This window comes from Thalassomonas sp. RHCl1, assembly GCF_947387555.1.
GTDB lineage: Bacteria > Pseudomonadota > Gammaproteobacteria > Enterobacterales > Alteromonadaceae > Thalassomonas.
In genome coordinates, this window is the sequence record NZ_CANDNZ010000002.1 from 937,450 (window position 1) to 952,331 (window position 14,882).

Sequence of the window (14,882 nt, forward strand, 5' to 3'; positions counted from 1 at the left end):
GTTTATTAACAGTCACATTGTCATTTGTTTGCCAGGGACAGGAGCATAAAGCCGCCTGTAAACATTACTAACTATGCTTTTCCGCCCCTTACTCCCCCATTACAATAACAGCTATCATATCCGGTTATTTCCCCGATCTTGTCGATCTGCTCAGCAAATATTACGCAACCCGGTTTGTTATTGCTTCTGCAAATAGCAGTGAAATTTCATTTATCAAAAATTGAGGTGGGATAATCCATCCGGCATACGCACTAGCTAAATAAGCTGAAAGCGCAAAAGAACGTTCTGGGTGCGGTAGTCAAGGGATTCAGGCTGAAGGCTGATATTCGAAGGTACTGATATCTGTAGAGGTATTTAGCACCTTCTATAAAACTTCAATAGATTACGGAAACAAAGATGAGAAATTTAAACCTGTTAACTTTAGCCACCACAAAACAATCCAGCCTACTGCGCAACAGCAAGTTTATCATGCCGTTAAGCCTGTCGCTGTTATTAGCAACGCCGTTAGCAGCAAGTGCAGACGAAACACACTCACACGACCACGCGGATGACCACTCCCATGAGCAGGTATATCAAACCCGGGAGCAGACGGTTTATGAAGATGTCAAAATCCTGGCCGAGCAATCCGGTTTGTTAGTCGCCGATGTGGAAAAAGCCATAGCCTTTCAAACAAAGTTCTCGGAATTAGCGCAAAAAATCAACGAGCAATTTCCCGATAAAATTTCAGGGATCTGGGTCGAGCCTGTGCCTAAAACCCGGGGACATATGCGTTTTAAAGGCAAGATGCCAAAAGAAATCCGCACCCTGTTAAGAAAAAACCGCCTCAGCAATAAGGTCAGGGTTCAAGAGAACGACAAATTGTCCCTGGCAGAACAACTCAAGCGGGTAAATATCCTGTCGCGCTCTTTACTGGATTTAGGCTATAAAAACGCCATCACAGCTTTCAACCAGAAAACCCAGATGATTGACAGCACAGTACAGGCATCCAGGCAAAAAGCAAAACCCGATAAAAAAGCCATCATAGCCCAGGTACACAAACAGCTGCAGCTGCAACAAAGCAAGGCGCAGCAAGAAGATAGCTTCTTTATGGATAGCAAGGCCCTGTCCATCTCCGAGCAGGATCTCAACCTCAAGGTCGTCAGCGGTGATGCCCCGATGATCAACTTTGAGCACAGCCGCGGCGGCAACTGGCTGCGCGACGACGGTTTTCGCGAATGTACCAGCGGCTGGGCAGTTTCCGGCGGTTCGGGCGACGGCATTATTACCGCTGCCCACTGCAGCGGTTTGAACCAGTTTGAAGAACCGGGAGTTCCTTTATATTCCATGACCTGGCGTAACCAGCACTTAGGCCCTTTGGGAGATACCGAATACCACACCACCACCCATATTGAACCGGCAGAGTTTTATGCCAGCTCGGGACAAATCCGCGAAGTCAATAACTGGCGCTGGACCTGGTCTATGCCCGGCGCTTCCGTGTGCCGTTATGGCCGCTCTTCCAATATCCGTACCTGCAACCATACCGTGCTTAATATCGGGGTGACCGTCAACCAGAACGGTACCCTGGTGGGCAGCATGGTCACCGCCACCAACCATTCGGGGATCGGCGGCGACAGCGGCGGTGGCTGGTCTTGGGGCAATACCGCCTGGGGCATACACAGCGGCTCTATCTGGAGCGGCACTACCTCGGTGTTTACCCCGATATATGAAGGCATGATCTCAGTAGGCACTTTTATCAAAACCCAATAACCAGTCAAGCAACCACCTTAACCTGATGCAGATCGCAGGGACAGACAAGTTCACAGGGATGTGAGCTTTATCTTTTATCTGCGTCAGCAGAATCAGTGGTTAACTTGCCTTTATCAATCTATGCTTTCGGACAAGCCGAATAAATAACGACCCCTTGCGATAAACCCGCAATGCCGTCCGTTCAGGTTCGGGAGGTTTTATGAAAATATTTATCAGCCACGCCAGTAGTGAGCAGATTTTAGCCGATGCATGGAAACACCTGCTGGAAGATTTAGGCGCCAATATCGAGGCCTGGTATTCGGATGACCCGGATCCCGACGGCGGTATAGGCCCGGGCAAGTGGCGTGAGAAAATTGAAAAAGAACTGCAAAAGGCGGATTTAATTTTCGCCCTGTTCACCCCTGAGTCGAAAAACAGGCCGTGGATCTACTTTGAAAGCGCCTATGTCCTGGGCATGGGTAAAAACAAAACCATCATTCCTATCGTCTATTACATGGCAAAAGAAGAACTGCTCTCACCAATGCAAGACTTAAGTATTTTTTGCGGCGACGACGAAGCTAGCCTGACAGATCTCTACTACCGCTTGGTGAAAAAATATAAAGGCACACCGGTCAACCCCAAACTACTCAAAGTTGCCTTTAAGGACTATTTAAAAGCCGTTGACAGCTATAACCAGTCAAGGCTGGCGGAAAGTCTGTTCCACGGCCATTTTCATAACCAGCATACCGCTGCTTTCTTACAGGGCAACTGGTATTCAAAATGGACACAAATTGCCGAAGACGGCAGCCAAACCCCGTTTGAAGTTCACCCGGTAAAAATCTGGACCACGCCGGAGCGGCTGCGTATTGTCGGCGAAGGTAAGGACTGGGCAGATCATTATCCTATGGAGGGCGTGGTATCGTCTGAAGGCTATATCGCCTTGAGTTACTGGAGCCAGGGGGAGATTCCCATATGCGGCACTGCTTTGCTTAAACTTATCGGCGGCAACCGCATTATCAGAGGCACCTGGCAAGGTTATACTGCTGCCAGCTTAAACCAGGGACTCGGCTTTATGGCTGGCGAAGTGGTTATCGCCCGTGACCGGAATGATCTCAGCTGATAGCATGAATTGCCAAAAAAACCGAAAACCTTAGCCTTCTGCGTTTCATATAATTGCCTGAATAGCCGCTCCAGGCTTTATTGTTTATTTAGTGTATGTTTATCAGACTCTTGTTTGTCGACAATAGCACCTTTATCGATACTGGAAAGTAACGCCTTACCGGTGAATATCAAATTAACACCATAATAAATGACACAAACTTTGCGTCTCAGTTAAGCTCACACTTGGCTTTCATGAGATTTTCTCTGCCGGTCAGTGCACAACGAAAAGCCAGATAAGCCGTTAATACCGCCTCAGGGTCTTCTACCTGGGGATAATGCCCCACTTGCCCAAGGGCCACGACATCGCAGGCAGTTTCCGGCATCAGCTCACAGTAACGCGTTACCATGTGCGCGCCGGATATCGGATCTAAACTGCCATTTATCAGCCGAATTGGCACCCTGGCATTCACTAATGCCCCAACCCAGCGCTCACGATTTATTTTGCGTTCGGACATGTAACGGATAAGTTTATGACTGATAGCCAATCCCCGGTTATGTTTCATTAATGTCCAAAAATCCTGCCACTCATCATCCGACATTTGTTTATCCGGCGCTAAAATCCCATTAAGTTTTTTGCGTAACGTTCGCTCATTTGACAGATAACTGATCACTTTTCCTATCGGACTAAGCAGCAGCTTTTGCAACAATAACGGCCGGTGGGTTTCAGGGAACAAGCCACCGTTAAGCAAACAAAGGCTGTTGATAACATAACCGTTTTCATCGGGTGTTTTACTGACCTGTCCATCCTGGAATCTTGCCAGTAATTCCTGGGCCACGGTATCGCCATAATCATGTGCCATCAAGTGGAAACGGCTAATGCCCAAATAAGCCCATAAAGCCTGATGCAGATCCGCCTGGTCAAAAATACTGTAGTTATAATCCCGGGGTTTATCGGAAAAGCCAAAACCTATCATGTCCAGGCACACCACCCGGTAACGTTTAATTAACTCGGGCCAGAGTTTATGCCAGTCCCAACAAGCGGTGGGAAAGCCGTGAATTAATACCAGTACCTCACCTTCTCCCTCATCCCGGTAGAAGATATTATGCCCCCGGTATTGAAAATATCTGCCCTGTTGCTGCCATTGATTCAGTTTCATCAACATACCTTTGCATCCCTATGTTTGTCATCCAGCCTTAGCGGCATTGGCCATTTAAAAAGCTCGCACTGACCGCTATCAATTGATCGCGGGAGGAGGAAAAACTGTGATCGTCTTCAATCAATTGATAGGATACCCGGCTATTGTTAGTCCCTTTTAATGCCGCCAATAACGGCTTGATATGCTGAGCCATGGGGATCACTTCGGTATTGGCGGCAATGAGCATCACCGGGCGGCCGTTAATTTTGTCAATGCGTTTAACCAAGTCCAGCTCAGGGCCATATTGCCTGATTTCCGCCTCGGCCTTGGCTCCCGACCAGCCAGACAGCATAAACAAGCTATCACTGTAACTGCGCCAGAGCTCTGCACTTTGTTTTTCTTTAAAAAAGCCCAGGCCGTCGGCCCCGAGATTAGCGCCGTCATAAGAGAGCGAGCATTTTACCGCCGGATTATCCAATATACCGGCAATGGCCATATGCCCGCCCATGCTGTGACCAACCAGGGAGATTTTGTCCGCATTTATCCGCAAACTGGCGGCATTTTTCTCCTGCCTTAAATAAGCCAAAACCTGCTGGACATCCTGCTCGGCACCACGAAAGGAGAACTCCCCCTCGCTGCCCCAGGCTCCGCGGTAATGGAAAAAGATCACATTCCAGCCTTCACGGCGCATCGCCTGGGCCACATCCAGGTTCTTCTCATTGCCGGGATAGCCGTGCAGTAGCAAAATCGTAGGATGCGGCCCCGCCCCTTCGGCCAAATAAGCCAGGCCGGACATGCGCTTACCATGTGAAGGTATGGTCAGTTCGACGATACTGGCGGGATATTTTCCGCGGGCTTTGGCATTTACTTCAAAAATGGCAAAGGTTGAAATCACCAGGGAGAACAGGCTGATCAGCAAGAGCAAAGGCCGCATGTAATTTTCCTTAACTTAGCGCAAGTGATAAATAAATTGACGTTTATACTAAGTCAGAACATGCCGTGAAAACAAGTAATTAGCAGCATAAGGCTGTAGGGCTGCGTGCCCGCTCTAAGCACGCAGCCAGGCCTTTGATTGGGAAGTTAGTCCGGCAACTCACTGCAGGCAAAGGGGCCGCTAAATTCCAGCAGCGCCTGCGGCAAATGTATGGTCTCTTTTAATTCACCCAAATGATAAAGGTTAAAGTCCACTTCTGCCTTCATCGATTTCATATAGTTTTGTTCGCCGCCAAAAATAATCACCGAAGGAAAATTCAGCAGATAAAAACTTTCCGGCGCCGCCCTGGCATCAAGCACGAGTTTTTTACCGATTTTGTTCAGCTCAACATGTAACTCTCCGGCGCAGGCATCTATTTCCCGTTTTACCGAAAGACCTTTAAACGCAGGGTAAAACACCAAGTCGTAATTATCTGACACATAACGGCCCGCCCACATCTCAACACTGCTATCGCCGAAAACCGCACCGGTAAACATAAAAGCGACTTCGTCGGACAAGCCCATGGTATACATCATACCGGCGCTGGACTCCTTATCGTACCAGCCCTTGTCTACCTGGGCATAACCCGGGCCGCTCCACCCTTGCACACCGTCGTCAAAACTGTATTGCACAGGCGTGGTGACCGTATACAGGAACCATTTCCCGCCGACACCAGGCAACTCAGGAATAATGCCAAAAGGTGTTTGTCCCGGGTTTAATCCCCCCCAGTAACGGGTATGGGGGCCGTCCCAGGCCAGAGAAAAGGTAAAATCCTCATGGGTGACGCTGATCTGCTCTTCATCGGCAACAATAATGCCCGGCACCTCATAATAAAAGGCATCAGCCTTGCTCGGATGCTCCAGGATAACCTCATCATAAAAGAGATCATATTTTACCGTTGCTCCCTGAAGCGGCGTAAAGGCCAGGTGCATATAGGCCTTTTCCTGCCCGTCAACAGAATCCGGAGCAATATAGGTTTGAAAACTAATTTTAAAATAACCGATTCCCGGTGCAGCAACATTATAAAACCACTGTTCGGCCCAGGTGACCCGTGAGCTGGGCTCATGGGCTCGGATATCATCCAGATTGGTTGACCAGCTTGACAGGGGTAAAAAACTTAAACAAAAAACCAGTAATAGACGCAGCATATTTGTTCCCTCAATTATCTGCATAACGAAAAAATAGTGATGTAGAGTGCCACCCGGCACTCATTTTTATAGATATATCATAAAATTAACTTAAGTGTTTATTTTTTAACCCTTGAATCTGCGAGTTTTTTACAGTACCTTAGCCTCATGGAATAAATATCGGACGGAGTCGGTATTTGCCATGCTAACAAGTCAAATCACCAAAAGGCATATACACGGCTAAGGAAAGTCGTCGACCCGGTTAAAGGTGGTTTATTCATTGGCATGTCGCAATTAAGCTTACTTGATAGCCGATTCTGTTTGCTTGCCCGTAAAGTGAGATCCCCGATTTATTCCTGTTTTGGTCACCGTTACTCATGGAAGAATAACGTGCGCCGGCCTTTTGCTGATCCGCATTTACCTTCCTGAGTGGCATAGTTTTAATCATTTATTTTAAAAGCCAAATAGGACTTCAAGATGGATCGAAGACGTTTTATTAAAACGGCGGGTGTGCTCTCCGCCCTGCCCATGGTGAGTTTTGGCCATGAACAATCTCAGCTGGCCGCCTCAAGTTTTCCCACCAGTATTATGCACGGCAGTTTAACGCAGTCCAGTGATGAACTGACGGTATTATCCGGACAATTGCCGCAGGATATTTTCGGCCATGTCTTTATGACCGAAGGCATTTCCCTGGAGGAAAACCAGCTCACCCCCAACGGCAGGGGCGCCCTGACCCGGGTCGACTTCTCTGCCGAAACAGCGGCTTTTACCCGCAAGATGATCAATACCCCGTCTGCCATCATGCAGGAGCATGTGACCGCCCCGTTTGACAAGTTTGCCCTGCTCGGCGGTACCGTCTATTTCAGTATGAACCTCGGCTTTATGAATTACTGCAATACCGCCCCCAATTATATGGGCAATAACCGTTTTGCCCTCAGTTATGAAGGCGGTATGCCGTTTGAGTTCGACGCAACCACCCTGGAGCTGGTAACCCCCATAGGCGAGCCCTGGGAATGGCATTCCAGCCTGCCGCCTTTTGCCGATTTACTGGCGCCGGACAAGTGGCTTTTCCCCCAGATAAGGACCACGGGACATCCTTACTTTGATCTCGACTCAGAAGAATGTTTTACCATCAACTATGGCGGCAATATGGGGGAGTCCGGACTGAAAAACGGCTTTATCCGCCTGATCCGCTGGGATTTATCCGGCCCGTTCGACAGCTGGCAGGTTATCGGCCGCAATGGAAAAAGTGCCTATATTACAGCAACTTCCCACTCGCTAAGCGTTACGCGTAACCATATTTTGATTTTTGAAACCGCTGCCCGGGTAGAAAATGCCCGCATCATGGGTATACGCACGGTCACGGCGCAAAAACACCGTACCCCGGTATGGATAATCCGCAAAGCCGACCTGCATTTTGGCCAGAGTATGGTGTTCGCCGATTACCTGGAGCTGGACTTTGATACCTCGGATATCATGTGCAACTACAATGATGACGGCGACATCATTACCCTTTATGGCCAGTACCTGGGCGCCATGGATAAATCAGAGCCTCAGTTCGACTGGGAGTCCCTGTATTTCGGCGGCCGGGTGGAGTCGGAAATTGCCGGTTACCCGGCAGCACCGGTGGATGTCGGTGGCCTGGTGCGGGCACGCATCCGGGTAAATGCGGTCTCAAGTGAAGAAATTAAAGGCGACTTTGACGTCATCCGCGACCAAAGCCTGTGCTGGGATATGAACGACCCCGCCTACCGTGGCCATTTCCAGTTCCCGGAAACCTTTGAGCATATCTACTGGGCCGCCGTAGGTTATCGCCCCGAACACCTGGTTAAAAGGGTAGCCAGGGCTTATGATGATTATCCGGGCCGTTATTACCAAAACGAAACTTTACCGCAAAGTGCTCAGCCCTCGGCGCTGATCCATATGGATTGCAGCGCTATGACTATCAGCGACAGTTACCAGTTTCCTGAAGACTGTGTGATGCGCACCCCGCAATTTATGGCGCGGAAAAACTCCACCGCCCAGGATGACGGGTATATTTTTACCGCCGTGGTCAGGAAGGAGCCCAGCAACGGCCAGTTTACCGGCAAGGAATTCTGGCTGTTTGATGCGAAAAACTTAAGCCAGGGACCTGTCTGTATCCTGGGCAGCGCCAAGCTCGATTTTGCCACCACAAATCATGCCTTATGGGTGCCTGAAATCGGCCCGCGTCCGCCATTGGCTTATAAAGCAGATCTCAACAGCCATTTTAATGACAAGCTTGCTTGTCATAGCCGGCAGGTACAGGAGGTGTTAACCACCTATGTGTTGCCCAAATTTGCTTAAGCGAAACCAGAATCACTACACCTTAACAGTAAACACCATTAATCACCCATGGAGGGGAGCAATGAAAATGATAAAACTCTTTATCGCATTTTTGGCGCTTAGCGCCGTTGCCGGACTGTCGTTTGGCCTTTATTCAACCGAAAACCCGGGAGAAACCCTGTCGAACTATCAAAATACCTATGAGTGCCATCCGGCCGTGATCCACACCCCGAGTTCTGTTGAAGAAGTCCAGCAGATTGTCCAGGACGCCATCGCCAACGGCCAGACCGTCATGACAGGCAACCGTAAGTTCGCCAGCCAGATAGACGCCGCCTGTACCGCCAACGGCCAGGTACAGATCACCCTGGAGAATATGAACCATATCCTCGCCTTTGACGCCGAGGCGAAAACAGTTTCGGTAGAAGCAGGGATGCGTTTTAACGATCTCAATGATTTCCTGCGCAGCCAGGAGCTGGCGGTCAATATGGTCACTGAGCTCAATATCTTTACCATAGGCGGCATGCTCGGCAGCGGCACCCATGGCTCTACCCTGGCCAAGCCCAGCAATATGATTGCCGATTACGTCACCTCCATGACCATAGTGAACGGCTTAGGGGAAGTTAAGGTACTTACCGGCGAAGCCCTTAATGCTGCCCGGGTCAATCTCGGGGTACTAGGGGTCGTGGTGGAGGTTACCCTGCAGCTCGAACCCGCGTTTAAAGTACTGGCGGATGTTAAAGGCTACAGGGACGATACCGGCCTTGAAGATATTATCCTAGATGTTGCCCGCGACAATTATAGCGCCAATATCGCCTGGTTCCCGGGAATAGGCCGCTATACCACCACCCTTTATAACCCTATGCCGCTGGAAAGCGAAGGCAATGCCTACAATGCCCAGGCAGATGTCAGCGATACCCAGGAGTTCTTTTTCGGTTTATTGTTTGACGCCCTGCATGAATTCCCGGGATCCGGCCTGCAATGCCTGGCCGCCAAAGTCAGATACGGCGCACGGGATGAGTCTTATTACCGCGACCTTGATACCGGTAAGGTGGTGGATTATCCGATTGGCCATTCGGATCAAATGCAGTACTTTGAATGTAAAGATCCCGATTCCTGTGTCTGGGATAAGCTGCCGATTGCCTTGCAGGAAGTGGCCATTCCTTTGGAAGAATTGCCCAACTGGATCATGGACGTGCGTGAAATCCTCGCCGCCCACCCCACTACTTGCTTCCCGTTAAACGGCATTTATTTCCGCTTCGGCAAGGCATCGCCGAGCTACCTGGGCATGAGCGCCGGACGTGATACCGCCTATCTAGGCATAGAATATACCCTGCGTCAGGAAGGTAATGCGGTGCCGAAGAACTATTTTGTCAACCTGGAAATCGAGCAGATGTCCATCCGTAAATATGGCGCCAGACCCCATTGGGGTAAAAACTCGGTGGCAATATTTGAAAATGCCCCGGCGAAATATGAAAAATGGGACGAGTTTATGGCCTTTAAGAACGAGATGGATCCGCAAAACATCTTTACCAACCCGTTCTGGCAACGTATTACCGGCGAAGACTCCCTGGATAACTACTTCAGCCCTGAGTGTAATGCCCGGGGAGAATGCTATTGCCAGACGGATGAGCATTGCGCCGACGGCACCAGCTGTCAGGCCGGCGCCTGGTATGATGACGCCCGCATCTGTAAATAGTGCTATAGCTGCTAACGTCAGCGACCGCCGTACTTAACTACAAGTGCGCAAAAAAGCCGCCAGCTTTTTCATCCTGGCGGTTTATCTAGTTTATTTAACAAAAGAGCAAGCAACCGGGAATAGCTGCCCGGTTGCATTCCTTCCCTACAGCACACTCATATCCGTTAAAAAAGCGCTATTCTTGATAGAGGCATATTTATCCCTCAGGCGGAAAAATGAAGTGCTTAACCCGGTATTTGACCCTGAAACGCCCCCTCACTGATGCCAGGCTTATCATAACACTGGTGTTTATTACTTGTTTATCGCCAGTATTTATCCAGGCGGCAGCTCAGTCCCCCGAGCAAGAGCCAAAAAGCAACTTAGAAGCCTTATACCAGCTCAGCCTTGAAGACTTGATCAGTATTCAGTTTTCTACCGGCATCGCCGGCCCCGCCCAGAAAAAGCTGGACTCTTCCATCGCCATCACCACCATCTCCTTTAACGAACTTATCGCGCTGCAACCGCAAAGCACTGCGGATTTGCTGGAAGTGGTACCGGGCTTTTTCACCGAAGACAGTGCCGGTGAAGTGCATAGCAATTTTTCCGCCCGCGGCACCTGGGGGGATTCCAACCGTATGATAGGCATGCACAACGACGGCGTGATGCATGCCTACAGCGATATCTTTAACGGCTCGTTAGGCAAAATTGATTTCATGACCGAAAAAGTCGAAGTGGTACGCGGCGGCACTGCCGGCATTATTTCCTCCCGCGGCCCTTCTGCTGTGGTGAACTATATCACCAGAAAAGGCAGTAAAACCGGGCAAGGCCAGAGCGCACTGAGGCTCAGCGATCATCATACCCGGCGGTTTGACGGCTATTATTCAGGGCCGTTGACGGATAACTGGCTGTTTGCCCTGGGCGGTTTTTATCGCCGCCAGGACGGCCTGCGCGACCGGGGCTTTACCGCCGACAGCGGCGGACAATTCAGGCTCAACCTCTCCCGGCAACTATTCACTGATAACGCTGCCGATGGCGAAATTATCCTGAGCTATCATCATGTTAACGATAAAAATGCCTTTTACCTGCCAACGCCGATGACCCATATGAAAGATCCCCGGGCCATAACCGGCGGGGTAAATGCCCTCAAAGGCAGTTTAGCCAGCCTGGATGCCAAGCAGGTAAACCTTGTCAGTCCCGACGGCCTTATCAGCCATGACCTGGAAGATGGTATCCATACCCGGGCCAATATCTTTGGTCTGGATATCAGTAAAAACTTTAGCAACCGGCGCTGGAGCATAAATAACCAACTCAGGGTTATGCATTACAAGGGGGACGGCAATGCCGTTTATCCCAACGGTAATAACCAAATCCAGGAGGCAGCGCAGCGTTTATATGGCGACGGCGGTATTGCCGACACTATGTTTACCGCCTTCCCGGGAGCCGTTGCGGTGCAATATGCCTATGCCGGCAGCGGCGAGTTAATCCCGGATAAGCAAATGTCGCTCTTAAACCGCAACGGCCTGACCCAGGAGCTGAGCTACCGCCATTTCGGCTATCACCTGAGCCAGGTGGTCAATAACTTTACTGTCCGCTATCAAAGCCAGGATAATATCCTGACCCTGGGCAGTGTTTACCTTACGGCGGACTACGATAAATTATACCGGGATCAGCATAAGTATCTGGCAGAATTAACCGACAATGCCCGTAAACTCGATGTGGTTGCCTTAAACGCCAATGAAGAGATCATCGGGCATTACACCCGGGAGGGATTCAGCGATTTTTTTAGCGAATTTTCCCTTGGCGATGCCAAGCTCGACTCCCTGAGTGTATATCTGCTCGATGAATACCAGCTGACGGAGAACTTCAGAATGGACTTTGGCGTCCGCTATGAAGATTTAACCGTAAAAACCCGCGCCTGGCTCAGTGAAGCCGATCAGCATATCCCCCCACCCTATAATGATGTCGACATACTGGCAGATGACAGTGTTCGGGCCTGGCGTACAGATGAGCGCTTTACCCTCAGCCCGAGACATGAAAACGACATCGGCTGGTCCGTCGGGGCAAATTACCATGTGAATGATCACCTCGCCCTCTATAGCCGTTATACCGATACTTTTATGTTTCGCTCGGATTTGCTCGGCGAAGTGATTAATGCCGCCCGCGGCCGGGATGTTTCCCAGGCCCAGAAAGAGTCTAAAACCGAACTCAATTTCTTCGAAATCGGTTTGCGCTACGCCAGAAAAAGCTTTGCCACCTCGCTGACCCTGTACAATACCGAGTTCACCCCGCAGGCCATCAATGTCACCGTCACTGAAAACGGCCGGGATGTTTTTAAAAGCATAGAATTTGATACCCGGACCTGGGGACTGGAATTCGAAGCGAGCTGGACTCCCCGCCCCTGGTTTAGCCTGGCAATGACCGGCGTTATCCAGGACGCAGAATATACCGGGGCACAGGGCTTGATTGACGGCATAGAAGTTGACGGCAACCAAATCAACCGCATCGCCAACGAGCAAATAAGACTGACGCCAACCTTCTATTTTGGCAATAGCGAGCTGTTTTTCACTTATCATTACCTGGGGGATCGCTTTGGCAATGCCGCCAATATCAGTAAACTACCCGCTTATGGGACTTTAGCCGCCGGCATGTCTTTTTTCTTAAACGACAACATCACCTTAATGCTAAAAGGTACCAACCTTACGAAACAAATCGGGCTGTCAGAAGGCAACCCCAGAGACCAGAGCCAGTTTAACCAGCTGGAAATTGCTGATAATTTTTATGCCAGGTCAATTTTTGGCCGCACCTTTACCGCCTCATTAACTTATGCCTTTTAGCACAAGAAAGATGTTTTTTAGAAAATAATGATCTCAATCCCACAGAGCCTAAAATCAACCCCCTCGGCTAACCATAAAAAAAATCTATCAATTTGATATTGATGCTTTTTTTATTCTCTCACCTGCTTTCTGCTATTTTCCCGGAGAAGCTGAGAAGCTTTTATCGGCTGTGGCAGATGAATTTTTATCCATTTTCAAAGCGGCCCGCTCCATTAAAGCGATCGCTTGTGCTAATGTTTTTGATAAAGGTAAGTTTTATTTGCTCCCCTGCCGAGGAGGGAAAAAGGACAAAAAGAGTTAACAAGATAGGATAAATGAAGGAATAACGGCTTACTCTGAAGAGAGAAATTAAGCAATTCATGCTTGATATTTGGCTTTATTCGGTTCGGAAAGTTACTTTACTGACAAAATCTAAGGTTATTTGTTAATGATTAAAGTTAAAAAGTGGTTGAGATCATACTTTCGTTCCGGACTCGATGAACAAAGGTATAATGATATCAACAGCCAGATCACCATCATCTATTTTTTCTCCTTTGTCGGCATGCTGGTGACCGGGGTTTTAGCTGTTAATGCATTATTTAATAATAATTATCTACTGGCCCTGACCCTGCTGGTTTCCCATATCGTTTATTTCTTATGTTTTTATATATATAAAGTCACCAAAACCATCAAATTATCTCTGGCCATCATCTTATATTCCAATTTTATTCTGATGTCGTACCTGGTGTATTCCGGTGGGGTCGATAATACCGGTCCTTTGTGGATCTTTATCCTGCCTTCCATTGCCCTGTTTATCAATGGCCTGATCAGGGGCATAGTGGTTATTTCAGCATTTATTGCTTTTATTTCCCTGCTGATGTTTTATCCCAATGAAGCCCTGCTCGCTACCAGCTATCCGCTGGAATTTAAATTACGCTTACTTTATTCTTTCATTACCGTCAGCGCCTTGTCTGCCTATTACGAATATGCCAGGGAAAGTTCCTATCTGCATACGTTGGAATTAAGCCGCAAATATGAATTATTGTCCCGGTTAGATCCCCTGACCCAGCTTTCCAACCGGCGCGATGCCACCAATACCTTAGAGCATGAACAATTACGCCTGGCACGCAATGCCGAAACCCTGGCCATTATTATTTGCGATGTCGACTATTTTAAAAAAATCAATGACAGTTTTGGTCACAGCGCCGGCGATTACGTCCTGGTGGAGCTGGCCAAGTTGTTCAAACACTGCAGCCGCGGGCAAGACACCATCGCCCGCTGGGGCGGTGAAGAATTCCTGTTTATTTTACCGCAAACCAATCTCAGCCACGCCCAGGATTTTGCCGCCAAACTTCACCTGGCACTGGAGCAGCAGCAAATGTGCTATCAAGAGCAGCTGATCGAAGTAACCTTAAGCATGGGGATCAGTGAATTAAAGCCCGAACAAAGCATCCAGGAAGCCATCAGCATCGCCGATAAATACCTGTACCAGGCAAAACAGGCCGGCAGAAACCAAACTTTCCCCCAGATCTCGGCAGTAAAATATGATGCCACAGATAAAGCGGTAACAGGTTAAGGCTCCCGCCTAAACCTTGCTTGCACTGTCACTGCTATCCATTTTCGTCACCTGGCGGACTTCAACCGAAGACTCAGGGTACCTGAAATAGGGGCTTTTTTTCGCCCAGCTGACGGCTTCATCCATATTGTCGGCTTTGATAAAAGAATAACCTGTCACCAGCTCAGAGACTTGGGTTGCAGAAAGATCATTAACAACCCCGTCCCCTGCCACCGTAAAACCGCTAAAAATCAACGGCGCGCCTAATGACACCAGCTGCTCGTTTTCCTGCAATGCCGCCACCCAGGCTTGCCACTCAGCTTTTGATGCGGCAATTTCCTGCCCGGATGCCTTTGCCATCCAGTTGGCATCACCCCCTTTATAGATCAGCATAAATTGTTCCATTACTCTCTCCCTGCTAGCCATGAATATACTTGTTGTTGCTTTTAAAGAGTTTAGCCAAGCAAAGCCTT

Annotated in this window: 10 protein-coding genes; 6 read left to right on the plus strand and 4 right to left on the minus strand. The window is 49.1% G+C overall.

All coding sequences use genetic code 11. The annotated features are described in order from the left end of the window. Positions 1 to 396 precede the first annotated feature (396 nt). Entirely contained in the window at positions 397 to 1,746 is a 1,350-nt protein-coding gene (locus QL234_RS10050; RefSeq protein WP_281557685.1) for a hypothetical protein, read from the plus strand. A gap of 199 nt (positions 1,747 to 1,945) precedes the next feature. Then, positions 1,946 to 2,845, plus strand: a complete 900-nt coding sequence (locus QL234_RS10055) for a toll/interleukin-1 receptor domain-containing protein (protein ID WP_281557686.1) — start codon at positions 1,946 to 1,948, stop codon at positions 2,843 to 2,845. 208 nt (positions 2,846 to 3,053) lie between these two features. On the opposite strand, the gene QL234_RS10060 is transcribed toward QL234_RS10055, so the two are convergent. From QL234_RS10060 to QL234_RS10070, 3 genes are all read right to left on the minus strand, one after another. Further along, complete coding sequence (locus tag QL234_RS10060) at positions 3,054 to 3,983, minus strand: alpha/beta hydrolase (RefSeq protein WP_281557687.1); 930 nt, start codon at positions 3,981 to 3,983, stop codon at positions 3,054 to 3,056. 37 nt (positions 3,984 to 4,020) lie between these two features. Beyond that, on the minus strand, positions 4,021 to 4,896 hold the full coding sequence (locus QL234_RS10065; protein ID WP_281557688.1) for an alpha/beta fold hydrolase: 876 nt from the start codon (positions 4,894 to 4,896) through the stop codon (positions 4,021 to 4,023). Between the two features lie 146 nt (positions 4,897 to 5,042). Then, positions 5,043 to 6,083, minus strand: coding sequence for a hypothetical protein (locus QL234_RS10070; protein WP_281557689.1), 1,041 nt, complete (start codon positions 6,081 to 6,083; stop codon positions 5,043 to 5,045). Between the two features lie 456 nt (positions 6,084 to 6,539). On the opposite strand from QL234_RS10070, the gene QL234_RS10075 reads away from it, so the two are divergent. From QL234_RS10075 to QL234_RS10090, 4 genes are all read left to right on the plus strand, one after another. Continuing rightward, positions 6,540 to 8,387, plus strand: coding sequence for a carotenoid oxygenase family protein (locus QL234_RS10075; RefSeq protein WP_281557690.1), 1,848 nt, complete (start codon positions 6,540 to 6,542; stop codon positions 8,385 to 8,387). Positions 8,388 to 8,448: 61 nt separating this feature from the next. Further along, complete coding sequence (locus tag QL234_RS10080) at positions 8,449 to 10,062, plus strand: D-arabinono-1,4-lactone oxidase (protein ID WP_281557691.1); 1,614 nt, start codon at positions 8,449 to 8,451, stop codon at positions 10,060 to 10,062. Positions 10,063 to 10,277: 215 nt separating this feature from the next. Then, positions 10,278 to 12,875 carry a TonB-dependent receptor gene (locus tag QL234_RS10085; protein WP_281557692.1) on the plus strand — a complete coding sequence of 866 codons (2,598 nt, stop codon included), beginning with the start codon at positions 10,278 to 10,280 and terminating at the stop codon, positions 12,873 to 12,875. A gap of 427 nt (positions 12,876 to 13,302) precedes the next feature. Beyond that, the gene (locus QL234_RS10090) at positions 13,303 to 14,430 is read left to right on the plus strand and encodes a GGDEF domain-containing protein (RefSeq protein ID WP_281557693.1); all 1,128 of its coding nucleotides are present in this window, start codon (positions 13,303 to 13,305) and stop codon (positions 14,428 to 14,430) included. Between the two features lie 9 nt (positions 14,431 to 14,439). Here the strand turns inward: QL234_RS10090 and QL234_RS10095 are convergent, their stop codons facing one another. Continuing rightward, positions 14,440 to 14,814: a YciI family protein gene (locus tag QL234_RS10095; protein ID WP_281557694.1), complete on the minus strand. Its 375-nt coding sequence runs from the start codon at positions 14,812 to 14,814 to the stop codon at positions 14,440 to 14,442. Positions 14,815 to 14,882 lie beyond the last annotated feature (68 nt).

Excerpts from the sequence above, each read along its gene's own strand:
- QL234_RS10055 (WP_281557686.1), top strand. The coding sequence starts at position 1,946 with ATGAAAATATTTATCAGCCACGCCAGTAGTGAGCAGATTTTAGCCGAT.
- QL234_RS10080 (WP_281557691.1), top strand. The coding sequence starts at position 8,449 with ATGAAAATGATAAAACTCTTTATCGCATTTTTGGCGCTTAGCGCCGTT.
- QL234_RS10065 (WP_281557688.1), bottom strand. The coding sequence starts at position 4,896 with ATGCGGCCTTTGCTCTTGCTGATCAGCCTGTTCTCCCTGGTGATTTCA.
- QL234_RS10085 (WP_281557692.1), top strand. The coding sequence starts at position 10,278 with ATGAAGTGCTTAACCCGGTATTTGACCCTGAAACGCCCCCTCACTGAT.
- QL234_RS10075 (WP_281557690.1), top strand. The coding sequence starts at position 6,540 with ATGGATCGAAGACGTTTTATTAAAACGGCGGGTGTGCTCTCCGCCCTG.
- QL234_RS10050 (WP_281557685.1), top strand. The coding sequence starts at position 397 with ATGAGAAATTTAAACCTGTTAACTTTAGCCACCACAAAACAATCCAGC.
- QL234_RS10070 (WP_281557689.1), bottom strand. The coding sequence starts at position 6,083 with ATGCTGCGTCTATTACTGGTTTTTTGTTTAAGTTTTTTACCCCTGTCA.
- QL234_RS10095 (WP_281557694.1), bottom strand. The coding sequence starts at position 14,814 with ATGGAACAATTTATGCTGATCTATAAAGGGGGTGATGCCAACTGGATG.
- QL234_RS10060 (WP_281557687.1), bottom strand. The coding sequence starts at position 3,983 with ATGAAACTGAATCAATGGCAGCAACAGGGCAGATATTTTCAATACCGG.
- QL234_RS10090 (WP_281557693.1), top strand. The coding sequence starts at position 13,303 with ATGATTAAAGTTAAAAAGTGGTTGAGATCATACTTTCGTTCCGGACTC.